23 protein-coding genes are annotated in these 21,094 nt (G+C 66.9%); 2 read left to right on the plus strand and 21 right to left on the minus strand.

Annotated elements, in window-relative coordinates; translation table 11 throughout:
- Positions 1 to 12: 12 nt before the first annotated feature.
- The 12 genes from glmM to EV667_RS19295 form a co-directional block, all read right to left on the minus strand.
- The gene (gene glmM, locus EV667_RS19240) at positions 13 to 1,356 is read right to left on the minus strand and encodes a phosphoglucosamine mutase (protein WP_131836987.1); all 1,344 of its coding nucleotides are present in this window, start codon (positions 1,354 to 1,356) and stop codon (positions 13 to 15) included.
- A gap of 284 nt (positions 1,357 to 1,640) precedes the next feature.
- Positions 1,641 to 3,563 carry an ATP-dependent zinc metalloprotease FtsH gene (ftsH, locus tag EV667_RS19245; protein ID WP_131837088.1) on the minus strand — a complete coding sequence of 641 codons (1,923 nt, stop codon included), beginning with the start codon at positions 3,561 to 3,563 and terminating at the stop codon, positions 1,641 to 1,643.
- 148 nt (positions 3,564 to 3,711) lie between these two features.
- The gene (tilS, locus tag EV667_RS19250) at positions 3,712 to 4,770 is read right to left on the minus strand and encodes a tRNA lysidine(34) synthetase TilS (RefSeq protein WP_131836988.1); all 1,059 of its coding nucleotides are present in this window, start codon (positions 4,768 to 4,770) and stop codon (positions 3,712 to 3,714) included.
- Positions 4,745 to 5,614 (minus strand): tol-pal system protein YbgF, encoded by an 870-nt coding sequence (gene ybgF / locus EV667_RS19255; protein ID WP_245516272.1) that lies wholly within the window; start codon positions 5,612 to 5,614, stop codon positions 4,745 to 4,747. The genes tilS and ybgF overlap by 26 nt, the downstream gene beginning before the upstream one ends.
- Positions 5,615 to 5,793: 179 nt before the next feature.
- A complete protein-coding gene (pal, locus tag EV667_RS19260) occupies positions 5,794 to 6,288 on the minus strand; it encodes a peptidoglycan-associated lipoprotein Pal (protein ID WP_131836990.1) in 495 nt (164 codons plus the stop codon).
- 156 nt (positions 6,289 to 6,444) lie between these two features.
- Entirely contained in the window at positions 6,445 to 7,815 is a 1,371-nt protein-coding gene (gene tolB / locus EV667_RS19265) for a Tol-Pal system beta propeller repeat protein TolB (protein ID WP_131836991.1), read from the minus strand.
- A 26-nt stretch (positions 7,816 to 7,841) separates the two neighbouring features.
- Positions 7,842 to 8,822 (minus strand): cell envelope biogenesis protein TolA, encoded by a 981-nt coding sequence (locus EV667_RS19270; protein ID WP_131836992.1) that lies wholly within the window; start codon positions 8,820 to 8,822, stop codon positions 7,842 to 7,844.
- 3 nt (positions 8,823 to 8,825) lie between these two features.
- A complete protein-coding gene (gene tolR / locus EV667_RS19275; protein ID WP_165901657.1) occupies positions 8,826 to 9,278 on the minus strand; it encodes a protein TolR in 453 nt (150 codons plus the stop codon).
- A 3-nt stretch (positions 9,279 to 9,281) separates the two neighbouring features.
- Positions 9,282 to 9,959, minus strand: a complete 678-nt coding sequence (gene tolQ / locus EV667_RS19280; protein ID WP_131837089.1) for a protein TolQ — start codon at positions 9,957 to 9,959, stop codon at positions 9,282 to 9,284.
- A 408-nt stretch (positions 9,960 to 10,367) separates the two neighbouring features.
- The gene (gene ybgC / locus EV667_RS19285) at positions 10,368 to 10,892 is read right to left on the minus strand and encodes a tol-pal system-associated acyl-CoA thioesterase (RefSeq protein WP_131837090.1); all 525 of its coding nucleotides are present in this window, start codon (positions 10,890 to 10,892) and stop codon (positions 10,368 to 10,370) included.
- 7 nt (positions 10,893 to 10,899) lie between these two features.
- Positions 10,900 to 11,796: a hypothetical protein gene (locus EV667_RS19290; protein ID WP_131836994.1), complete on the minus strand. Its 897-nt coding sequence runs from the start codon at positions 11,794 to 11,796 to the stop codon at positions 10,900 to 10,902.
- Between the two features lie 153 nt (positions 11,797 to 11,949).
- Positions 11,950 to 12,366, minus strand: coding sequence for a DUF2852 domain-containing protein (locus EV667_RS19295; RefSeq protein ID WP_131836995.1), 417 nt, complete (start codon positions 12,364 to 12,366; stop codon positions 11,950 to 11,952).
- Positions 12,367 to 12,502: 136 nt separating this feature from the next.
- Here EV667_RS19295 and EV667_RS19300 point away from each other — a divergent pair, with 136 nt between their 5' ends.
- Positions 12,503 to 12,982: a hypothetical protein gene (locus EV667_RS19300; RefSeq protein ID WP_131836996.1), complete on the plus strand. Its 480-nt coding sequence runs from the start codon at positions 12,503 to 12,505 to the stop codon at positions 12,980 to 12,982.
- A gap of 12 nt (positions 12,983 to 12,994) precedes the next feature.
- Here the strand turns inward: EV667_RS19300 and EV667_RS19305 are convergent, their stop codons facing one another.
- The 5 genes from EV667_RS19305 to EV667_RS19325 form a co-directional block, all read right to left on the minus strand.
- Positions 12,995 to 13,627, minus strand: a complete 633-nt coding sequence (locus EV667_RS19305; protein ID WP_131836997.1) for a TetR/AcrR family transcriptional regulator — start codon at positions 13,625 to 13,627, stop codon at positions 12,995 to 12,997.
- 54 nt (positions 13,628 to 13,681) lie between these two features.
- Positions 13,682 to 14,719, minus strand: coding sequence for a Holliday junction branch migration DNA helicase RuvB (ruvB, locus tag EV667_RS19310; protein WP_131836998.1), 1,038 nt, complete (start codon positions 14,717 to 14,719; stop codon positions 13,682 to 13,684).
- Positions 14,716 to 15,333 (minus strand): Holliday junction branch migration protein RuvA, encoded by a 618-nt coding sequence (ruvA, locus tag EV667_RS19315; protein WP_131836999.1) that lies wholly within the window; start codon positions 15,331 to 15,333, stop codon positions 14,716 to 14,718. The genes ruvB and ruvA overlap by 4 nt, the downstream gene beginning before the upstream one ends.
- Entirely contained in the window at positions 15,330 to 15,881 is a 552-nt protein-coding gene (gene ruvC, locus EV667_RS19320) for a crossover junction endodeoxyribonuclease RuvC (RefSeq protein ID WP_131837000.1), read from the minus strand. The genes ruvA and ruvC overlap by 4 nt, the downstream gene beginning before the upstream one ends.
- Positions 15,882 to 15,994: 113 nt before the next feature.
- The gene (locus EV667_RS19325; RefSeq protein ID WP_131837001.1) at positions 15,995 to 16,924 is read right to left on the minus strand and encodes a DMT family transporter; all 930 of its coding nucleotides are present in this window, start codon (positions 16,922 to 16,924) and stop codon (positions 15,995 to 15,997) included.
- 236 nt (positions 16,925 to 17,160) lie between these two features.
- On the opposite strand from EV667_RS19325, the gene EV667_RS19330 reads away from it, so the two are divergent.
- The gene (locus EV667_RS19330; protein WP_131837002.1) at positions 17,161 to 17,907 is read left to right on the plus strand and encodes a sulfite exporter TauE/SafE family protein; all 747 of its coding nucleotides are present in this window, start codon (positions 17,161 to 17,163) and stop codon (positions 17,905 to 17,907) included.
- A gap of 18 nt (positions 17,908 to 17,925) precedes the next feature.
- Here the strand turns inward: EV667_RS19330 and EV667_RS19335 are convergent, their stop codons facing one another.
- The 4 genes from EV667_RS19335 to EV667_RS19350 all read right to left on the minus strand — a co-directional run bounded on the left by EV667_RS19335 (position 17,926) and on the right by EV667_RS19350 (position 21,089).
- On the minus strand, positions 17,926 to 18,672 hold the full coding sequence (locus EV667_RS19335; protein WP_131837003.1) for a YebC/PmpR family DNA-binding transcriptional regulator: 747 nt from the start codon (positions 18,670 to 18,672) through the stop codon (positions 17,926 to 17,928).
- Between the two features lie 135 nt (positions 18,673 to 18,807).
- Positions 18,808 to 19,608: an FkbM family methyltransferase gene (locus tag EV667_RS19340; RefSeq protein ID WP_131837004.1), complete on the minus strand. Its 801-nt coding sequence runs from the start codon at positions 19,606 to 19,608 to the stop codon at positions 18,808 to 18,810.
- Between the two features lie 56 nt (positions 19,609 to 19,664).
- Complete coding sequence (locus EV667_RS19345) at positions 19,665 to 20,480, minus strand: TIGR00282 family metallophosphoesterase (protein ID WP_131837005.1); 816 nt, start codon at positions 20,478 to 20,480, stop codon at positions 19,665 to 19,667.
- A 3-nt stretch (positions 20,481 to 20,483) separates the two neighbouring features.
- The gene (locus EV667_RS19350) at positions 20,484 to 21,089 is read right to left on the minus strand and encodes a 5-formyltetrahydrofolate cyclo-ligase (RefSeq protein WP_131837006.1); all 606 of its coding nucleotides are present in this window, start codon (positions 21,087 to 21,089) and stop codon (positions 20,484 to 20,486) included.
- Positions 21,090 to 21,094 lie beyond the last annotated feature (5 nt).

Raw genomic sequence — 21,094 nt, forward strand, 5'->3', positions numbered from 1 at the left:
CCCGGCCAGCCCCTACGCGGCCGCCAGCCCCACCGCCTCGACCACGTCGTTGACCACGGCCTCGACCAGGTCGCGATTGTCGCCCTCGCCCATCACCCGGATCACCGGCTCGGTGCCGGAGGGGCGGATGAGCAGCCGCCCGTGGCTGTTCAGCTTCAGCTCGGCGGCGGCAATGGCCCTCAGCACACCGTCATTTTCCAGCGGCCGGCCGCTCTTGTAACGCACATTGCGCAGGATCTGCGGCAGCGGCTCGAAACGGTGGCACACTTCGGAAGCCGGCTTCTGGCGACGCTGCACCATGGCCAGCACCTGCAGTGCCGCGACCAGACCATCGCCGGTCGTGGAATAGTCCGACAGGATGATGTGGCCGGACTGCTCGCCGCCGACATTGAATCCGTTGGCGCGCATGTGCTCCAGCACATAGCGGTCGCCCACCGGGGTACGGGCCAGCGTCAGGCCCAGATCGGCCAGATGGCGCTCTAGGCCGAGATTGGACATGACGGTGGCAACGATTCCGTTGCGCGAGAGCCGGCCGTCCTCGTGGAAGCTCTCGGCCACCACGGCCATCAACTGGTCGCCATCCACCAGCCGGCCCTTTTCGTCGACGATCAATACCCGGTCGGCGTCGCCATCGAGCGCGATGCCGATATCGGCGCGCACTTCCCGCACCTTGGCCGCCAACGCCTCGGGGGCAGTCGAGCCGACATCGCGGTTGATGTTGAAGCCATCCGGCTGGTCGCCGATGGTGATGACCTCGCAGCCGAGTTCCCACAGCGCTTCCGGCGCGACGCGATAGGCCGCGCCATTGGCGCAGTCGACCACGACCCGCAGCCCGTCAAAGGACTGGTTGCGCGGCAAGGTACGCTTGGCGAACTCGATATAGCGCGCATGCACGCTCTCGATGCGCTTGGCGCGGCCCATATCGGCGGGCTGGGCGAGCATGCTGCCCATGTCGCCGGCGATCAGCGTCTCGATCCGGGTTTCAAGCTCGTCGGAGAGCTTGTAGCCGTCGGGACCGAACAGCTTGATGCCGTTATCATCATAGGGGTTGTGCGAGGCGGAGATCATGACGCCGAGATCGGCACGCATGGAATGCGTCACCATAGCCACCGCCGGCGTCGGCATCGGGCCGAGCAGCAGCACATCCATGCCCACGGCCGTGAAACCGGCGACCAGCGCATTCTCGATCATGTAGCCGGAGAGGCGGGTATCCTTGCCGATGACCACCCGGTGGCGGTGGTCGCCACGCTGGAACACCAGGCCGGCCGCCATGCCGACCCGCAGCGCGAGTTCCGGCGTGATGATGCCATTGGCCCGGCCGCGAATGCCGTCGGTGCCAAATAATGTGCGTGCCATGCCCTGCCTCATGCGAATCGGCGCCGTCGCGGCGCGCCAGCGGCGCCTCGCCGCTCACTCTTCTCTATCATCCAGCCTACAGGTAAGGCTTTCACAAAGTGTAAGCGTTCGTTGCGGTGCCGACCCGGCCGAATAAGACCGTCCATCGACGCCGGCGCGATCAGGTCACGCGATTTTATCTCGCGGGATACTTCGCCAGCCTGCCGCGCCGCGCCACTGGAGACAAATAAAAAGGGAAGACTTGCTTGCGCAAATCTTCCCTTCAAATCACCCCGAGGAGGGGATCAGGCCTGCGGTTGCGGCTCCATGCCGGCATCCGGGCGCGGCGGGCGGTTCTTGCCGGCGCTCGGCACCACCGAACCGCGCGTATTGGCGGGCTCGATGGTGGTGTCGCGCACCGGCGCATTGCCGTCGAGCAGGCCGATGATCTCGTCGCCGGACAGCGTCTCGTATTCGAGCAGGCCGCGCGCCAGCATTTCGAGCTGGTCCTTGTTCTCGGTCAGAATGCGCTTGGCCTCGGCATAGCCTTCATCCACCAGCCGACGCACTTCGCTGTCGATGGTCTGCGCCGTGGCCTCCGAAACATTCTGCTGGCGCTGCATCGACATGCCGAGGAACACCTCGTCATTATTGTCGCCATAGGCGACATTGCCGAGCTTCTCCGAGAAGCCCCAGCGCGTCACCATCATCCGGGCGAGGCGGGTGGCCTGCTCGATGTCGGAGCTCGCGCCAGACGTCACCTTCTGCGCACCGAAGACCAGTTCCTCGGCCACGCGGCCACCCATCATGATGGCGAGGCGCGAAGTCATCTGCTCATAGGACATGGAGAGCTTGTCGCGCTCCGGCAGTTGCATGACCATGCCGAGCGCACGTCCGCGCGGAATGATCGTCGCCTTGTGCACCGGGTCGGTCGCCGGCACCTTCAGCGCGACGATGGCGTGGCCACCCTCGTGATAGGCGGTCAGCATCTTCTCGTCCTCGGTCATGACGAGCGAGCGGCGTTCCGCGCCCATCATCACCTTGTCCTTGGCGTCCTCGAAGTCGCTCATCGTGACCATGCGCTTGTTGCGGCGCGCGGCCATGAGGGCGGCCTCGTTGCACAGGTTCGCGAGGTCAGCGCCGGAGAAGCCGGGCGTGCCGCGGGCGATCACCTTGAGGTTCACGTCCGGCGCGACCGGGATCTTGCGGGCATGCACCTTGAGAATCTGCTCGCGGCCGACCACGTCCGGATTGGGCACCACCACCTGACGGTCGAAGCGGCCGGGGCGCAGCAACGCCGGGTCGAGCACGTCAGGGCGGTTGGTCGCGGCGATGAGGATAATGCCCTCATTGGCCTCGAAGCCGTCCATCTCGACCAGAAGCTGGTTCAGCGTCTGCTCGCGCTCATCATTGCCACCGCCGAGGCCCGCGCCACGATGGCGGCCGACCGCGTCGATTTCGTCGATGAAGATGATGCAGGGCGCATTCTTCTTCGCCTGCTCGAACATGTCGCGCACGCGGCTGGCGCCGACGCCGACGAACATCTCGACGAAGTCGGAACCGGAAATGGTGAAGAACGGCACATTGGCCTCACCGGCGATGGCGCGGGCGAGCAGCGTCTTGCCGGTACCGGGGGGGCCGACCAGCAGCACGCCGCGCGGAATGCGCCCGCCGAGCCGCTGGAACTTCTGCGGATCACGCAGGAAGTCGACGATCTCGGTGAGGTCGCTCTTGGCCTCGTCGATGCCGGCCACGTCCTCGAAGGTGACGCGCCCATGCGCCTCGGTCAGCAGCTTCGCGCGGCTCTTGCCGAAGCCCATGGCCTTGCCGCCCGCCCCGCCCTGCATCTGGCGCGACAGAAATATCCACACGCCGATCAGCGCGATGAAGGGCAGCCAGGAAATCAGCAGGCTGACGAACCACGGCACATTGTCGGTCAGCGGCTTGGCGGTGATCGACACGCCCTTGCCATACAGACGCTGGATCAGCGAGGGATCGTTGGGCGAATAGGTCTGGAAGGCGCGCCCGTCGGTGAAGGTGCCGGTAATCTCCGGGCCCTGGATCACCACGTCGCGCACGCGGCCCTGATCGACCTCGTTGAGCAGCTGCGAGAAGCTGACATCGTTCGTCGCCTGACGCTGCGCCGGGTTCTGGAACAGCGAAAACAGCGCCAGAAGAAGAAGAACGATGATCACCCAGAGGGCGAAATTCCGAATATTGGCGTTCATCATGTCCCTTTCGGCGTCGGAATAGACCGACGCGCGGGCACCGCCGGCGCTGGCGGCCCTCCCTTGTCGCTCCGTAATTTAGGTGGCGCAGGGGTAATTGCCAAGATGTCCGGGGCAAGGCGCCTGCGACCTTCCGCGCAATTCGACGTCAGCGGGCCTGCCGAAACGCCCGCCGTGCCGGTGCCCGGCCGATGGCGACGGCCCGGCGGTTCACCCGCACCAGCGCCCCGGCGAGCGTGCGGGCGCCGTGCTCGTCGCCCGCGAGCGCCCTGATCCAGGCGGCGAGGGCCTCCAGCTTGGCGAGTTCAACCGGCCCTTCCCCCACCGCCGCGACGGCCCGCCCGAGGAGGCGCAGGGCAATCTCCTCCGGCAGGGCGGCGAGCCCGGCGCGGGTGAGGCGGATCGTCCCCTCGCCCGTTCGCTCCGCCGCTGAAAGCCACAGCGTGCGCAGGGCCTCGTCGGTCGCCGCCTCCAGCGCGGCATCCGCGCGGGCCATGCGGCGGGCGAGCCGCTCCATCGCTGCAGCATCGAGGCCTTCTGCAGCTAGAGATGGCAGCAGTGTCCGCAGTCGCGCCCGGGCGAATCGCGGGTCGCTGTTCGAGGGGTCTTCGACGAAGCTGATGCCCGCCGCCCGGCAGAGCGCGACCAGCTCCGCCTTCGGCCGGCTGAGAAGCGGGCGCAGGAGCGTGAGCGGGCCGTGCGGCCGCGCCGCGCGCATGCCGGCCAGCCCTCCAATGCCGGAGCCGCGCATCAGCCGGAACAGCACCGTCTCGGCCTGGTCGTCGCGTGTATGTGCCGTGGCAATCGCGGTGGCGCCGATCGCCCCGGCATGGGCGGCAAGTGCCTGATAACGCTCATGGCGCGCCGCTTCCTGAAGCCGCGTACCCGGTAGCGGCACCGGCAGGTCGAGACGCGCATGCGCCAAGCCGAGCCGCCCTGCCAGTGCGCCGACGGCCTGCGCCTCCGCGCGCGATTCGGGCCGCAAGCCATGGTCGACAGTGGCGACGTGAAGCCGCGTGGGGGGGCGGCATTGCGCCTGCCAGCGCTGGGCCAGCAGCATCAGCGCGGTGGAATCCGGCCCGCCGGAAACCGCGAGCAGCACATCGGAATGGACGGTGAAAGGCGCGAAAAGCGTCGCAAGATCGGCCGTGGCCGGGCCGGCGGGGTCAGCGAGCGCCGGCTCAGCAGCCGGCGCGCTTCTGCTCACGCTCCACCCCCTGCTTAACCGTGGCCGAGGCGCGCGGATATTTGTTGCCGACGGCGTTGAGCGTCGCGCAAGCGGCATCCTTCTCACCGATGCCCGCGAGCGACTGGCCAAGACGCAGCAACGCGTCCGGCGCCTTCACCGCATTCGGGTAGTCCGTTGAAACCTTGAGAAAATTCTGCGCAGCTTCCTTGAAGGATTTGCGCAGATACTGGCTCTCTCCCAGCCAGTAATAGGCGTCGGGCGTGGCGCGGTCGGTGGGGTAAAGCTTGACGAACTGCTCGAAGGTGTCGCCCGCCCCGGCATAATCCTGGCGCTGGAGGGCGCCGAAGCCGAGATCGAACAGTTCCTTCGGCGAGGCCGCCGGCTGGCCACTCCCGCCCGCCACGGCTCCCGACAGCGTACCAAGGTCCATCGGCGCGCCGCTCGCGCCACCGCCGCCCAGCGGGCGAGGCGCGCCGGGAGCTCCGGCCTGCGCGGCGGGATCGAACACGTCAGGACGGCGCGCGGGCTCGCCCGCAGCCGCCGTGCCGGCGCCCGTGTCGCCCTGCAGCAGCCGCAGCTGCTGCTCAAGCTGCTGGTTGCGATACTGCAGCTGCTCCATCTGCCCGGTCATCTGCCGCAGCTGGCTCTCCAGCCGGTCGATGCGCGTGACCATGCTCTCGGTCTGGTCGGGCTGCGCCTGCTGGTTGCCGGAACGTACCTGTCCCGGCGGCTTGAAAAGATTGCCGAAGAAATTGTTGTCGGCCTGCGCCTGCGCTGCCTCGAACGGAGCGGAAGAAGCGGCGAGAGCGGCGACAAGAACGAGAGCGGCGAAACGGAGCGGGCGGACGGTCATCATGGCCATGCACTGAAACGGGAGCAGCGAAGCGGCGGCAGAAAGCCACGCACTTTCCATTTGAGCATACGGGGCCGATCACGTCCAAAGTTTGACCTAGGGTCATCCCTTTGCACGCCACCGTCCCCACAAACGCCAAACCCGGCCCGCAGGGCGGGCCGGGTCAAGCCGATGCGCGGATAAGGCGATCAGGTGCCCGTGGCGTTCAGCACCGTGACGGCGCGGCGGTTCTGCGACCAGCAGGAAATGTCGTTGCAGACCGCGACCGGGCGCTCCTTGCCGTAGGAAATGGTCCGCATGCGGTTTGCCGGGACGCCGCGCTGCACCAGATAATCGCGCACGCTCTGGGCGCGGCGGGCGCCGAGGGCGATGTTGTATTCGCGCGTGCCGCGCTCGTCGGCATGGCCTTCGATGGTGAAGCTGTAGCGCGCATACTGGTTCAGCCACTGCGCCTGCTTGTCGAGCGTCGCCTGCGCCTGCGGCGTGAGGCTGGTCTGGTCGCTCTCGAAGAACACGCGGTCGCCGACCGAGACGATGAACTCCTGCGGGCTGCCGGGAGGCGCCGAACCCAGAGCGGCGCCGGCGCCGTCCATCGGGTTCTTGGCGCAGGCGGCCGCGAGCATCGCGAAACCGACGATGAAGGCGACGCGCGCGCCGCCCAGATGGCGCAACATACGGATCATACCGCTGACTCCTGAATTCCCGACTGATCTGCCGACGTGGCTGCTGGCATCCATCAATGTTCCGTCGTGCTTTACGAAACCTTGCCGAAATACGCCAATTTCACGACCCTGCCGTAAACCGTCGCTTATGGTTAATCGTTCCCTGACAGAACCGGCTCAGGAGCGCAAGGGCGACCAGGCCGGGTCCGAGGCGTAGCTCGGCGTTGGCACGCGCTGCTCGTTATAGCCGGTGATGTCGACCGTATAGAGCTGCGGCCCGCCCCCGCCGCCGGCATCGCGGAAGAACATGATGACCCGCCCGTTGGGCGCGAAGGTTGGCCCTTCATTGTGGTAGCCCTCGGTCAGGATGCGCTCGCCCGAACCGTCCGGCCGCATCAGGCCGATGGCAAAGCGTCCCTGCGCCTGCTTGGTGAAGGCGATCACGTCGCCGCGCGGGGACCAGACCGGGGTCGAATAGCGCCCATCACCGAACGAAATGCGGTGCTGGTTCGAGCCGTCGGGGTTCATGATGTAGATCTGCGAGCCGCCGCCACGGTCGCTCTCGAAGCAGATCTGCGAGCCATCCGGCGAGTAGCAGGGCGCGGTGTCGATCGCCGCCGTGTCGGTGAGCCGGGTGGTGGCCTTGGAGCGCAGGTCCATTACGAAGATGTTTGAATCAGAGCCCTGCTGCAGGCTCAGGATCACCCGTTGGCCATCCGGGGCGAAGCGCGGCGAGAAGCTCATATTGGGGAAGTTGCCGACCACCTCGCGCTGGCCGTTCTCGATGTTGAGCAGATAGACGCGCGGCTCGCCGCCGCCATAGCTCATATAGGTGATTTCCTGGCTGGTCGGCGAGAAGCGTGGGGTCAGCACGAGATCGTCGCCGCGTGTGAGATAGGTCACGTTGGCGCCGTCCTGGTCCATGATCGCCAGGCGCTTGATGCGCTTTTCCTTCGGCCCGCTCTCGTCGACGAAGACGATGCGGGTGTCGAAATAGCCCTTCTCGCCGGTCAGCCGCTCATAGATCGCGTCGGCGATGATGTGGGCGACACGCCGCCAGTTCTCCGGCTGGGTGAAATATTGCTGGCCGATCAGCTGCTGGCCGGCAAACACGTCCCACAGCCGGAATTCCGCCTTCACCCGGCCGTCCGGCTGGCGGGTGATGCGCCCGGTGACGAGCGCCTGGGCATTGATGACGCGCCAGTCCTGGAAACGCGGCGAGGCGTCCGGGTTGCTGATGTTCTCGACGAAGGCGGCCGGGTCGATGGGGGCGAAAAGGCCCGAACGGCGCAGATCGGCCGAGATGATCTGCGTCACCCCCTTGCCGGCCTCGATATCCTGCGGGCTGCCGCCGCCGACGAACTCGGTGATGGCGATGGGCAGCGGCTGCACCGTGCCGGAGGTGATGTCGAGGCGCACGGCGGCATTCGCCACGTCTGGCGCAAGCGCCGACCCGCCAAGCCCGGCCCCGCCGAGCGCCGCCATGCCGACGAGGACCGACCGGCGGCCGACAAGGCCGTTGGCTTCAAGGGAAAAACGCCGCGACATTCTGGGTACCTCGGAAAAAACGGGCATCAATTAAGCATGGCCGGATTGAAGCCGAGCTCCAGTTCCCGCCACGTATCGTAGCGGTCGGCGCGCAGCATCGGAAAAGGATTGGGCTGGTTGGCGATCTCGTACAACGCCCGCTGGGCGGTCTCGCGCACCACCGGCGCGTAAGGATTGCCGACGCCCTGCACCTCGACCAGATGCGGCGCGCCGATCATCTTACGGTCGGGACTGAGCACGATCTTGAACACCACCGTGACCTGGCCGGCATCCACGGCACCGGCCGGCAGCTTCCAGAAGCGGGCGATATAGGCGCGCAGCGCGTCGATCTCGGTCTGCGACAGCGAACTCGCCGTGCCGACCGAAGCGCCGAGCGAGGCGGTGTTGTTGATCGTGTCGCCGAGCGCGGCCATGCGGCGCGGGTCCTGCTTGTTCAGCAGGGCCGCGATCTGGTTCGGGTTGAAATCGCGCTCGGGGGCGGGCTCCTGCACCACCTTGGGCGGAATGTTCTTCGGCTTCTTCGGCGGCGCGGGCGGCGGCGGGGTGGCCTGCGCCTGCTCTTGCGGCTTGGGCTGTTCCTTTGGCGGCTCCGGCGGCTTGGCGGCCAGCGCCTCGGCATCCTGGGGCGGCGGCGGGGCGGGCTTGGCCTCGGCCTGCGCGGCCGGGGGCTTGGGCTCGGCCGGCTTCGCCTCGGGCGGCGGGGGCGGAGGCGGCGGCGGGGCGGAAGGCTCGTTGGCGGCCTTCACCTCGGGCTTCTCCGAAACCTTGGCGTCGAGATTCTCCGCCTGCTTTGGCGCATCGACTTTCTCGACGACGGGCTTCGGGTTCTCTTTCGGTGCGTCCTTCTTGCCGGCCATCATCTTCGACATTTCGGCATCGGAGATGATGTCGATCGGCATGGACTCGGTCGGCGTCGCCTCGAACGGCGAGGGAGACGCGAAGGAGACCGCCATGAAGCCGATGATGCCGACGTGAAGCGCCGCCGAGGAGAGAAAGCCCGCCCGCATGCGTCAGCCCCCCTGCTCGACTTCGGAGACCAGCGCCACGCGCTTGAATCCGGCGCCGGACAGGCGACCCATCACGCGCATCACCGAGCCATAGTCGAGGCTCGTGTCGGCACGCACGAAGATACGCTCCTCATAGCCGGCCTTGCCGATGGCCTGCAGCTTCGGCACCAGCTCGTTGACCGGAATCTCGGTTTCCTGCAGGAAAATCTTGCCGTCCTTGGTGATGTTGATGACCAGCGGTTCGCTCTCCTGCGGCACCGCCTTGGCCTCGGTCTGCGGCAGGTCGAGCGGCACGCCCATGGTGAGCATCGGCGCGGCGACCATGAAGATGATGAGCAGCACCAGCATCACGTCGACCATCGGCGTGACATTGATCTCGGACATGACGGCGCCGCCCGCCCGACGACGCGAACGCCGCGAGTGCCAGCCGCCTCCTGCTCCTCCGGACATGCCCATGGATCAGCCCCGTTCGTCGATCTGGCGCGACAGGATGGCGGAGAACTCGTCAGCGAAGCCCTCCAGCCGCGACGCCTGCCGGTTCACCTGCGAGACGAACTTGTTATAGAAAATCGTCGCGGGAATGGCGGCGATAAGGCCGATTGCCGTCGCGAAAAGGGCTTCCGCGATGCCGGGGGCCACCACGGCGAGGCTGGTGTTCTTCGAGGCGGCGATGGACTGGAAGCTGGTCATGATGCCCCAGACCGTGCCGAACAGGCCGATGAACGGGCCCGCCGAACCGACCGTCGCCAGAACCAGCAGCCTGTTCTCGAGCCGCTCCACCTCGCGGGCGATGGTGACGTTCATCACCTTGTCGAGCCGTTGCGTCAGCCCGGAAAGCGAGCGCGCGCCCCCTTCATAGGACCGCTTCCACTCCCGCATCGCCGCCACGAAGATCGCCGCCATGGCGTGGTTCTGCCGCGACGACAGCGAGCGGTATAGTTCCTCCAGGCTCTGGCCGGACCAGAAGGTGGTCTCGAAGCGGTCCATTTGCCGCTTCATGCGGCCGAACAGGATGGTCTTGTCGATGATGATCGCCCAGACCCAGATGGACGACAGCACGAGGCCCGCCATCACCAGCTTCACGATCAGGTGTGCCTGAAGGAAAAGGCCGATCAGCGACAGGTCGGCGCTGCCCATGCCGGCACCTGCCGGGGCGGCGACCGTGCCGTCGGGGGCGGCGACCGCCTGCCCGTCGACCTGGGCCGTGGGTGCTGCGGTAACGGGCACGGGCGCAGTCTGGGCGATGGCAAAGGACGTCGGTGCCGCGAGAACCAGCATCACCGCGAATAGAAGCTTCTTCAGCGTCATCAAGCCAATCCTGCCAGCTCGTTAAGGGTCGCACGGCCACCATGCATGAGCTGCCGCCGCAGCGAATGCCCGCATGGCTGCTGTGGGAACGCGCACGCCATCAACCGACCGAGTCTGTCCAAACTTGGGCGATCGAGGCCGGGCCGCACCCGCAGCCGGCCGATACAACACCCTATTAGGGTTAATACCGGGTTAGCGTTACCGCATCGCAACAGGGGCAGGAACGAACCGCACGCTCTAGAGAGGCGGCGCCTCGTCCAGCGCCAGCTTCATGGCGGCGCGCAGCGCGTCAGGTATCCGGCGGGCGCGGCCCTGGGCGACGAAGGCCACCTTCACCTTGCCCTCGACGATGAGATCGTCACCGCGCTTCACCTTCTGGACGAGGGTGATGGAGGCGCCGGCGACCTCGACCGGGCTGGTGTGCACTTCCAGCACGTCGTCGATGCGCGCGGGGCGGACGAATTGTAGCTCCATAGAGCGCACCACGAAGGCAAAGCCCGGCGCCTCGGCCAGCGCCTGCCCGAACAGTTCGCCCTGCACCACGCCGATCAGGCGCAGATGGTCGGAGCGGGCGCGCTCCATGAACTTGAGGTAGTTCGCGTGGTAGACGATGCCGGAAAAATCCGTGTCCTCGTAATAGACCCGCACGGGGAGCACATGCCCGCCCGGCACCAGCGTTCCCGCCAGATGCAGGAAGGGGTCCGCCCGGAGGGTCTCGGGAGACAGAGGATGCGGGGAGAGAGGGTCGGTGCGCTCGTTCATGCCGCCGTCATAGACGAGGGCGCGGCTCTTGTGAACAAAGGGGAACAGCTTTCGGGTCCGCTCCGCCACCGCCGCCTGCTGCCCCTTCTGCCACCAGCAGGCGAGCAAGATTGTGGGCGAAGGCAGCCACGTCCCGGTTGGGCATTTCGATTGGCGTCACGGGGGCGCCGCTCTCCGTCGACCAAAGCACCGAAGCGGCGAAGAAATCGCACTTCATGTCCTGGAAAAGCTGAACCTGCCGTTCGGGAGTGATCGCGGTTCCGCGCTGAACCATCACCGCCTGTACTGCGCCCTCGAAGGCGACGAACGTGCTCGGAAGATCGAAGAACACTGGCCGCTCATCCGGCGCTCCGCCGCCGATGGGTCGGACGCGGAATACCTGCCGAAACCAGGAGGGATCTCCCTGCCCATAGAGCGAAACCATCTCGAACCCGTTGCGCTGAAGCGCCGCCGGCAATTGCTGGCCGAGGAAATCGGCGAAATCCAGCCGCGCCTGCACGTTGAAGCTCGGCGAGGCAATGACAAAACGCGGTGCTGGTAGGCCCTTGTCGGCAAAGCTCTTGGTGACACGGTCGAGAAAATTCACCGCGTAGCCATGCCAGAGACCGGCGCCGAAGGCGCGTCGCAGCTCCATTTCCCGCTGCATGGCCACGACATCGCGCCACAAGCTGATACCGGTAGCTGTGGAGGTGAAGAGGAAGGCCAAGCACAAGGCGGCCGGACCGTGCAGCACCGCCCAGGAATAGCTCCAGATGTAGCCGCCGAAGCTCATCCCCTCCGCAGCGGCGAGCCGGGTTAGCTCCCGCACGAAGGCAAATCCCGTCACCAGCGTGAAGACGATCGACAAGCTGAGCGCCAAGATACCGAACACCCACGCAAGAATGTCATGGTCCCCTGGAAGCATGCCCACCTCCTTCGATTACCGCCATCTTACCGGCAATCGCGAGGCAGCAAAGCCCTCGGTTGCACAAAAAGAAACCGCACCCCCTGCGACCAGGAGGTGCGGTTCTTTCAAGCCTACGTCGATCCGGCGGCCTATGGCCACCACCGGGAACGATCAGCCCTGCGCCTCGCCCATCGGGGCGGAAGGCGGGGTCGGACGGTCGCGGCGGTCGGCCATGAACTGGTCGAACTCCGCCTTGTCCTTGGCCTGGCGCAGGCGGTCGAGGAAGGAACGGAAGTCCTTCTGCTCGTCCTCAAGCCGGCGCAAGGTCTCCTGGCGATACTCGTCGAAGGCGCGGTTGCCACTGGAGGGGAACCCGCCGCTGAAACGGCTGCCGAAATTGCGGACCGCTTCCGCGCCTTCATCCTGCCAGCGGCCGAAGCCGCGCTTGCCACCACAAAACATCCGTCCACTCCCTATCGTGAAGGCCAGGACCGCAAGACCCACGGGCCACCAGGCCATGAAGCCCAGCACCGTGAGCGCGATCCAGGCCGGCTTGCCGTAACTGTCGAGCTTCTGTGCGAGCTCCATGGGCTTCCGCTCCTGCTTGAAACCCGCACGACCGTGGCCGATTGGGTTAATGTTAATCACATTTACATAGATAGAAATCCGGTTGCCGCTTGTCAATAGGCAGGTCCTGCGGGATTTAGGGGCAAAGGACGCTTCGATGACAGCACCGATTCCCCCATGGACCGATGTCGCCTGGCTTTTCGAGCCGGATGGCGCCTCACGCGACATCTATGTGCTCGATGCCGGCCCAGATGGCTGGCAGGATGTGCTCGACGGCCTGCGGGCGCTCGACCCGTCGCCCGTCTTCGAGATCGACGGCGAACCGGCCGCCCTGCCCCCGCGCATTGAAGATGTGTTTGCCGTTTGGGAAAGCGCAAGCCCACGCCTGCGGTGGAATACGGGCGAAGTGCTCGTCACCCTGCGTTTTTTCCGCAGCGACGATATCGAATTCGACATCGATCCCGCCGATGTCGATACGCCGGAAGACTGGCAGGCGCTTGCCCGTTTCATGCTCTGGCTCGCGGAAAAGGCCGAGCGCCCGGTGGTGCTGACCCCGGAGAACATCCCCGACGACATCTTGCTGTTCTGCCGGACCGCGCAGGACGGCATCGAACTCAACGCGACGCCCGAGCCCTGAACGGCGTGCGCGCTAGCCGCCGGCGCCAAGACCCTTGAGATAGACCAGAAACGCCGCCTCGAGCAGATCCTCCGGCGCCATGGGCAGCTTGCGCCGCGCCCCATCCGCCCGGCCGAACAGCGAGGCGACGCCGTGCGCCAGCGCCCAGGTGTGCAGCGCCACCATCAGCGCGGGCGGGCGCCCCGAGCCCGGCATGGAGGTGACAAGCGCATCCGCCGCCTCGCGCAGCACCCCGAAGGCGCGCTGGCCGGCCTGGTCCAGCGCGGGAAAGGCGTCGTTGCGCAGGCCGGATTCGAACATGGCGACATAATCCGCCGGGTGCTCGCGGGCGAAGCCGAGATAGGCCCGGCCGAGCCGCTCATAGGCTTCCGCCGGGCTCGGCCTTCCCTCGTTCCAGCCCGCTTCCAGCGCCTTGGTGAAGCGCTCGAACCCATCCGCTGCCACCGCCGCCAGCAATTCGTCGCGGTCGCGGAAATGCCGGTAGGGCGCGGCGGGGCTCACCCCGGCCCGGCGCGCGGCCTCGGCGAAGGTGGCGCCGGCAGTGCCCTTCTCGGCGATGAGCTCAAGCGCCGCCTTCATCAGGGCTTCCCGGAGGTTGCCGTGATGATAGCCGCGCGATTCTCCGCCGTTTCGGGACCAGCTCATGTGAAGGGGACTTACATCACCGGGGACGTGGCGTCGATGGCAACGCGCCCCGGCTCACTCCCCGCCCTCGTCGAACAGCGGCATCTGGTTGACGCTTGACGGGGTGGCAAGGCCGAGATGCTTGAAGGCGTGCGCGGTGAGCATCCGCCCGCGCGGCGTGCGCTGGAGAAAACCCTGCTGCACCAGATAGGGCTCGATGATCTCTTCGATGGCGTCGCGCGGCTCGGAGAGCGCGGCAGCGATGGTTTCCACTCCCACCGGCCCGCCGCCATAATTATGCGCGACCACGGAGAGGTAGCGCCGGTCCATCTGGTCGAGGCCGAGCCCGTCCACCTCCAGCGCCAGCAGCGCGTGGTCGGCGGCGGCGCGGTCGATGATGTCCTTGCCCGCCACCAGCGTGAAGTCACGCACCCGGCGCAGCAGCCGGCCGGCAATGCGCGGCGTGCCGCGCGCCCGGCGGGCGATCTCGCGGGCACCGTCTTTGGCGATAGGAATACCCATCACCCGCGCCCCGCGCGTCACCACGAGTTCCAGCTCGTCCACCGTGTAGAAATTCAGCCGGACGGGGATGCCGAAACGGTCGCGCAGCGGCGTGGTCAGCAGGCCCGAGCGCGTCGTCGCGCCCACCAGGGTGAATTTCGACAGCGAGATTTTCACCGAGCGCGCCGCCGGCCCCTCGCCGATGATGAGGTCGAGCTCATAATCCTCCATCGCCGGATAGAGGATCTCCTCCACCGCCGGGTTGAGCCGATGAATCTCGTCGATGAACAGCACGTCGCGTTCTTCGAGATTGGTCAGCAGCGCCGCGAGGTCGCCCGCCTTGGCAATGACCGGGCCGGAGGTGGAGCGGAAGCCCACCCCGAGCTCGCGCGCCACGATCTGCGCCAGCGTGGTCTTGCCGAGCCCCGGCGGGCCGACGAACAGCACATGGTCCAGCGCCTCGCCGCGCGCCTTGGCCGCCCGGATGAAGATGTCGAGATTGGCCCGCGCCTGTTCCTGCCCGACGAATTCGGCAAGGTTCTGCGGCCGCAGCGAGGCCTCGGCGAGGTCTTCCTCGCGCTTGTCGGGGGCGATGAGGCGGCTCTCGCTCACTTCGCCAGTTCCTTGAGCCCGAGGCGGATCAGCCGGGCGGTGTCAGCGTCCTCGCCCGCTTCACGCACCGCGCCGGCAATCGCGGCGCTGGCCTGTATCTGCCCATAGCCGAGATTGACCAGCGCGGAGACCGCGTCCGCCACCGGCCGGGGCGCCTGCCGGTCCTCGATCTGCGCGACAAGACCCGCGACCCCGGGATCGACGCTGGAAAAGCCGGGCGCCTTGTCCTTCAGCTCGGCGACGATACGCGCGGCGACCTTCGGCCCGACGCCATTGGCCCGTGCCACCATGACCTTGTCGCCCAGCGCCACGGCATTGGCGAGTTCCGAGGGCGAAAGCGTCGAGAGAACGTTCAGCGCGACCTTGGAGCCGACACCCTGCACATTCTGCAGCAGCAGGAACCAGCTTTTTTCGGCCTGTGAGACGAAGCCGTAGAGGCGGATCATGTCCTCGCGCACCAGCATCTCGATAAAAAGCGTCGCCGCCTCGCCCACGCGCGGCAATGCCTGCAGCGTGCGTGCCGAGCAGTGCACGAGATAGCCGACCCCCTGCACGTCGAGGATCAGATGGTCGTCGCCATATGAGTCGACGAGGCCCTTCAGCTTGCCGATCATCGTGCTGCCACCCGTGACGTGAGCTTTGCCGAAACCTTGGCCGCCATCTGCGCCTTCATCGCCGCCATGCCCCGATGCTGCGCATGAGTAACGGCCACCGCAAGCGCGTCGGCGGCATCGTCGGTGGTGAAATCAGCCTGGGGGAGCAGGATCTTCATCATCATGCGGATCTGCCCCTTCTCGGCGCGGCCGGCGCCGACCACGGTCTTCTTCACCAGCAGCGCCGCATATTCGGAAACCGGCACCCCCGCCAGCGCCGGGGTGAGCATCACCACGCCGCGCGCCTGGCCGAGCTTCAGCGTCGAGGCCGGGTTGACGTTGACGAAGGTTTCTTCCACCGCCGCTTCGTCGGGCGTGTAGGCGCGCAGCACTTTCATCAGGTCGGTGTGCAGGCAGGCGAGCCGTTCCGCCAGCCCGCCCTCCTCCGGCGGCATCACCGTGCCGCAGGCGATGAAGGCGAGCCGGGTGCCGGCAGCCTCGATCACCCCCCAGCCGGTGCGGCGGAGGCCGGGATCGAGGCCGAGGATGCGAATCGGAGACGGCGCCATCCCTTAGGGCGTACCCGAACAAAGGACGAACGCCTAGGGGCGATGCGGCGTGTGGCTTGGCCCGGATGGCGGCGAACGCCCTTCATGGTTAACCCGCCATTAACGCGCAAAGCCTAGCGCCGCCCGCTGAATGCCCCGCTCGCCAGCACGACGCCGACCCCCGTCGCCGTCACGCCGATGATCGCCGCCATGTCGGGGTGTTCGCCGAGCGCCGGCACGGCGATCAGCGCCGCCAGCGCCGGAACCAGCCCGGTGAAGGCGGCGGCGCGCGAGGAACCGAGCCGCTCGATGGCGATGCCAAAGGCCACCAGCGCGACCACGCCCGACAGCAGACCCTGCACGACCAGTTGGAACAGAACTTCGCGGCCATAGCCGCTGGCCACCGCGTCGACCACGCCCGGCAGGCCATAGGGCGTCAGCACCGCCGTGGACCACAGCCCCACCAGCCCGACCGTCTCCGTCGCCTTCATGCCGGTGCGGCGAAAGGCGAGCGTATAACAGGCCCACATAGAGGCGCCGACCAGCAGCAGCGCGTGCCCGCGCCACGCGCCATCCCCGGGATAAAGCAGCCCGCGACCGCCCAGCGTCACCACGCCAAGGGCGATGGCGGCAAAGCCGATCGCCCGCGCCGTCCCCAGCCGCTCGCGGAACACCAGCACCGAGATCGCGGCGACGATCAGCGGCATGGTGCCGGGCAGCAGCGGGCCGACATCGGCCGCCGGGACGAAGCGCATCGCGTTCGCCACATCGAGGAAGAAGAAGGCGCCGGCGCCGATGAAGCAGAGCAGGAAGGGCAAGAAGTTCCGCTTCGGCCACAGTCCTATGCGTATCCAGGCCGGAGCCAACACCACGGCCGGCACCACGAAGCGCAGCCAGCCCACGGTCGCCGGCGGCAGATGGCCGTGCACGGCGTGACGAGTGGAGACGATCCACCCTCCCCAGATGACGACGGCGAGAAGTGCGCAGCCGGCACCAATGAGGCGGTCTGAAAGCGAAGGAGCGGCCGTGCCGCCAAGCGCGGCCGCGGAGACGGATTTGTCCATGATCGAAATCCCGCCGCAGCGCGGCGCAGGAAAGAGTGGCGCCCGGCATGAGGCCGGACCGCGAGTTGAGCCGAATGTGGCGTGCGCGACCCCTTCGCGCAAACGCGTTTTGCGAATAGCCACGTTCGCGAAAGCTGATGGATGTCGGAAATCCATCACCAACCGTGTTGACGCTACACGGCGGCGGGACTAGGTCTGCGATCCACGCTCCGGCGACGTGCCTCCCGCGGTTCCCCATGGTGCTCGATCCCACCCTCGTCTGGGCCTTCCTCACCGCGCTGGTCGCGGGCGTGACGCGCGGCTTCTCGGGATTCGGCGGCGCGCTCATCTTCGTGCCGCTGGTCAGCGCCGCCTATGGCCCGCGCGTCGCGGCACCGTCGCTCATGGTCATCGACACGCTGCTGACCCTGCCCTTCCTGGTCCCGGCGCTGCGCGCCTGCATCTGGCGGCAGGTGGCGCCGCTGGCGGCCGGGGCGGTGGTGGCGGTGCCGGCTGGCGTGTGGGTGCTCGCCCATCTGGACCCGATGCTGCTGCGCTGGGCGCTGGCGCTGCTCGGCCTCAGCCTTCTGGTGCTGCTGGTTTCCGGCTGGCGCCATACGGGCCGCCACAACCTGCCGACGACGCTGGCGGTCGGCGCCGTCGCCGGCTTCTGCGGCGGCGCGGCGCAGATGTCGGGGCCGGCCGTGGTGGCCTATTGGCTCGGCAGCGGACAGCCCTCCGCGCTGGTGCGGGCGAACCTGTTCGGGTTCTTCGCGCTGGTGACGCTGGCGAGCGGCACCGCCTATGCGCTGGGCGGCATGTTCACCGCCGAGGTCGGCCGGCTCACCCTGCTGCTCGGCCCGGCCTATGCGGTGGGCCTTTATGCCGGCGCCCGGGCCTTTCGCGGCGCCTCGGACCGGCATTACCGCATCGCCGCCTATTGGGTGATCGCGGCCGCCGCCCTTCTCAGCCTGCCACTGTTCGACACGCTGATCGGGCGGTGACGAGCGGGCGAGCGACGCTCAATCGCTCATCTTGGCGACGAAGGCGTCGGACAGCTCGAAATTGGCATAGACGTTCTGCACGTCGTCATTGTCGTTGAGGTTGTCGACCAGGCGGATCAGCTTCTCCGCCACCTCGTCATCCACCGCCACCGTGTTCTGCGGGCGCCAGACCAGGCCGGACTTGCGCGGCTCGCCGAATTTCGCTTCGAGCGCGCGGGCGATCTCGTGCAGGTTTTCCACCGAGCAGACGATCTCGTGGCCGTGCTCGTCGGAAGTCACATCGTCCGCACCCGCCTCGATAGCGGCTTCCAGCATGTCGTCGGCCGAGGCCTTGGCGGCGTCGAACTCGACGGTGCCGATGCGGTCGAACATGAAGGAGACGGCGCCGGTCTCCGCCAGCGCACCGCCGGACTTGGTGAAGTAGGAGCGCACTTCCGAGGCGGTGCGGTTGCGGTTGTCGGTCAGCGCCTCGACGATGACGGCGACCCCGCCCGGGCCATAGCCCTCGTAGCGGATCTCGTCATAATTCTCGGCATCGCCGCCCAGCGCCTTCTTGATGGCCCGGTCGATATTGTCCTTGGGCATGTTTTCCGCCCGGGCGGCGAGCACGGCGGCGCGCAGGCGGGGGTTCAGCGCCGGATCGGGCATGCCGAGCTTGGCGGCAACGGTGACTTCACGCGCCAGCTTGGAGAACAGCTTGGAGCGCACCGCGTCCTGCTTGCCCTTGCGGTGCATGATGTTCTTGAATTGCGAATGACCCGCCATGGCCGCCTCCACGTCACACCGGGCGGGCCTGTGGCCAACCCTGTCCGGATACCTGAAACAAAAGGGTGCCGGCTTATAGGCGAGACGGTAGGCGCGCGTAAAGCACAGAGCGCGCCGCCTTATGCTGCACAGCACTCAGGCGGTCTGGCCAGCCTCCCGGCTCGCCAGCACATCATAATGCGTGCCGCCGCCGATCTGGTCGAAGTGATTTAGCCCCATGCCGCGCAAGCCTGCCTTGAGATTTTCCGGGTCCGACCACGCGACATCGACCTCGTAGAACACGGAAGCCACCCGGTTGGCGAAATCGCTCCGCGCCAGTTCCCCGATCACCACGTCCTCATGTCCCTCGGTGTCGATCTTCACGACCAGCGGGAGCCCCGAGGCAAGATACGGCTCAAGGATAGCGGCGGTGGATATCTGAATCTCCTCGGCACCTTCGGCGGCACCAAACGTGTTGTGAAGGGAGGCCGCGCCGCTGTGACCCGCCTTCAAGCGTATTTTCACCCGCGCATTTTCGGATGATAGGCCGCAATTCAGAGCGACGATAATGTCGGCCAATCCATTAACCCGGATGTTGGAAGCGAGAAGATCAAACGTCTTGCTCACGGGCTCGAGACTTACAACCTTCTCGCAAAACATATTTTGCGCTGCGATGAGGGAGTACAATCCCTGATTGGCACCAATATCGATAAAAATAAAGGGGTAGTCGATACCACGCAGATAGTTCGATAAAAATTTTCCATAGCTGCCATGCATGCAAAATCGAAACGTTGCATCATCCCAGTTAGCCGTCAGAAGGACTCCGTAGTACGATTTCACGATTTTTGTATTGAACAGTCTGTTCGCTCTCCAAATGCAAACTCTCTTTATCTTGCGTTGCGCCTTGTAAAGGAACGTTAACAACCCCTCGTTCCTGAGAACGCCCACGATGCCCATCAATTCCTCCGACAAACGAGACAGGCAAAGCGGATCTGAGTTCTTTGCCGTAGCCGCTACCAGAAGCCCGGCACGGCCTCGCTCAGGCTACCACCGATCCGCACCGGCGCCACCGCGACGGCGCGCCCGGTGCTGTCGGTTTCCACCGCGAGGCCGGACAGCGTGCCCGGTCCGGCGACGGGCTCGAAGCGGGTGGAGCCGATCTTGCGGGTGAAGCGGCGCAGCGGCTCTTCCTTGTCCATGCCGATCACCCCGTCATAGCAGCCGCACATGCCGACATCGGTCATGAAGGCGGTGCCGGCCGGCAGGATGCGATGGTCGGCGGTCGGCACATGGGTGTGGGTGCCCACGACAAGGCTCGCCCGCCCGTCGCACCAATGGCCGAAAGCCTGCTTCTCGCTGGTGGTCTCGGCGTGGAAATCGACGATGGTCGCGTCCGCCACCAGCCCGAGTGGGGCGGCGTCGAGCTCGCGGTCGATGCTCGCGAAGGGATCGTCGAGCGGGTCCATGAAGACCCGGCCCATCATGTTGACCACCAGCACCTGCGCGCCGTTCTGCGCCTCGATCAGCGCCGCGCCGCGCCCCGGCGTGCCGGGCGGGAAATTGGCGGGGCGAATGAGGCGCGGCGCCCGCTCGATGAACACCAGCGCCTCGCGCTGATCGAAAGCGTGGTTGCCGAGCGTCACCGCGTCGGCTCCGGCCTCCAGGAATTCCTCGTAGATCGCCTCGGTGATGCCGAAGCCGCCGGCGGCGTTCTCGCCGTTCACCACCACGACATCGAGCGCCCAGTCGCGGCGCAGGCGCGGCAGGTGTTCCAGCACGATCTGGCGGCCGGCGCGCCCCACCACGTCACCGAGAAAGAGAAGGCGCATGCGTCAGTCCTCGGCCGGGCAAACGATGCCGGCATCCGTGGCGATGGCGTCGAGCCGCTCGTCGTGCGGCTCGGCCGGCACGGCGGCGAGTTGCTGCACGGCGAAGGCATAACCCAGCGCCTCGATACGCTTGGCGCGCCGCAGCAGGCAGAGCGTGCGGTCATAGAAGCCGGCACCATAGCCCAGCCGGTTGCCACGGGCGTCGAAAGCGGCGAGCGGCACCACCAGCACATCGGGCGAGACCGCTGGCGCCCCCTCCGGCGGTGCGGGAATGGAAATCCGGCCCGGCCCGACTGAGGGCACCAGTTCCGCGCCCGGCTCCCACAAGCGGAACAGCAACGGCTTGCCGACATCCAGCACGATGGGCAGGGCGACGGCGGCGCCGGCTTCCCGCAGCCGACGCACCAGCGGATCGGTGGCGATTTCGCCGCCGATGGGCGCGAAGACGGAAACAACCTCACCCTTGACCTCGCCAAGCCACTGCATGGCGTGGAGAGCCGCCGCTTCGGCGGCAACCTCGCGCGCAGGCCCGGCAAGCGCCGCCCGCCGGGCGAGAGCCACGGTGCGAAGGCTGGCCTTGTCGAGTTGGGCGTCGGTCAACTGGGGCATGATGA

This window comes from Ancylobacter aquaticus (genome assembly GCF_004339465.1).
In the GTDB taxonomy this organism is placed as follows: domain Bacteria; phylum Pseudomonadota; class Alphaproteobacteria; order Rhizobiales; family Xanthobacteraceae; genus Ancylobacter; species Ancylobacter aquaticus.

Coding starts and splice junctions, on each gene's coding strand:
- glmM (WP_131836987.1), bottom strand. CDS start 1,356: ATGGCACGCACATTATTTGGCACCGACGGCATTCGCGGCCGGGCCAAT.
- ftsH (WP_131837088.1), bottom strand. CDS start 3,563: ATGAACGCCAATATTCGGAATTTCGCCCTCTGGGTGATCATCGTTCTT.
- ybgF (WP_245516272.1), bottom strand. CDS start 5,614: ATGGCCATGATGACCGTCCGCCCGCTCCGTTTCGCCGCTCTCGTTCTT.
- pal (WP_131836990.1), bottom strand. CDS start 6,288: ATGATCCGTATGTTGCGCCATCTGGGCGGCGCGCGCGTCGCCTTCATC.
- tolB (WP_131836991.1), bottom strand. CDS start 7,815: ATGTCGCGGCGTTTTTCCCTTGAAGCCAACGGCCTTGTCGGCCGCCGG.
- EV667_RS19270 (WP_131836992.1), bottom strand. CDS start 8,822: ATGCGGGCGGGCTTTCTCTCCTCGGCGGCGCTTCACGTCGGCATCATC.
- tolR (WP_165901657.1), bottom strand. CDS start 9,278: ATGGGCATGTCCGGAGGAGCAGGAGGCGGCTGGCACTCGCGGCGTTCG.
- tolQ (WP_131837089.1), bottom strand. CDS start 9,959: ATGGGCAGCGCCGACCTGTCGCTGATCGGCCTTTTCCTTCAGGCACAC.
- ybgC (WP_131837090.1), bottom strand. CDS start 10,892: ATGAACGAGCGCACCGACCCTCTCTCCCCGCATCCTCTGTCTCCCGAG.
- EV667_RS19290 (WP_131836994.1), bottom strand. CDS start 11,796: ATGCTTCCAGGGGACCATGACATTCTTGCGTGGGTGTTCGGTATCTTG.
- EV667_RS19295 (WP_131836995.1), bottom strand. CDS start 12,366: ATGGAGCTCGCACAGAAGCTCGACAGTTACGGCAAGCCGGCCTGGATC.
- EV667_RS19300 (WP_131836996.1), top strand. CDS start 12,503: ATGACAGCACCGATTCCCCCATGGACCGATGTCGCCTGGCTTTTCGAG.
- EV667_RS19305 (WP_131836997.1), bottom strand. CDS start 13,627: ATGAGCTGGTCCCGAAACGGCGGAGAATCGCGCGGCTATCATCACGGC.
- ruvA (WP_131836999.1), bottom strand. CDS start 15,333: ATGATCGGCAAGCTGAAGGGCCTCGTCGACTCATATGGCGACGACCAT.
- ruvC (WP_131837000.1), bottom strand. CDS start 15,881: ATGGCGCCGTCTCCGATTCGCATCCTCGGCCTCGATCCCGGCCTCCGC.
- EV667_RS19325 (WP_131837001.1), bottom strand. CDS start 16,924: ATGGACAAATCCGTCTCCGCGGCCGCGCTTGGCGGCACGGCCGCTCCT.
- EV667_RS19330 (WP_131837002.1), top strand. CDS start 17,161: ATGGTGCTCGATCCCACCCTCGTCTGGGCCTTCCTCACCGCGCTGGTC.
- EV667_RS19335 (WP_131837003.1), bottom strand. CDS start 18,672: ATGGCGGGTCATTCGCAATTCAAGAACATCATGCACCGCAAGGGCAAG.
- EV667_RS19340 (WP_131837004.1), bottom strand. CDS start 19,608: ATGGGCATCGTGGGCGTTCTCAGGAACGAGGGGTTGTTAACGTTCCTT.
- EV667_RS19345 (WP_131837005.1), bottom strand. CDS start 20,480: ATGCGCCTTCTCTTTCTCGGTGACGTGGTGGGGCGCGCCGGCCGCCAG.
- EV667_RS19350 (WP_131837006.1), bottom strand. CDS start 21,089: ATGCCCCAGTTGACCGACGCCCAACTCGACAAGGCCAGCCTTCGCACC.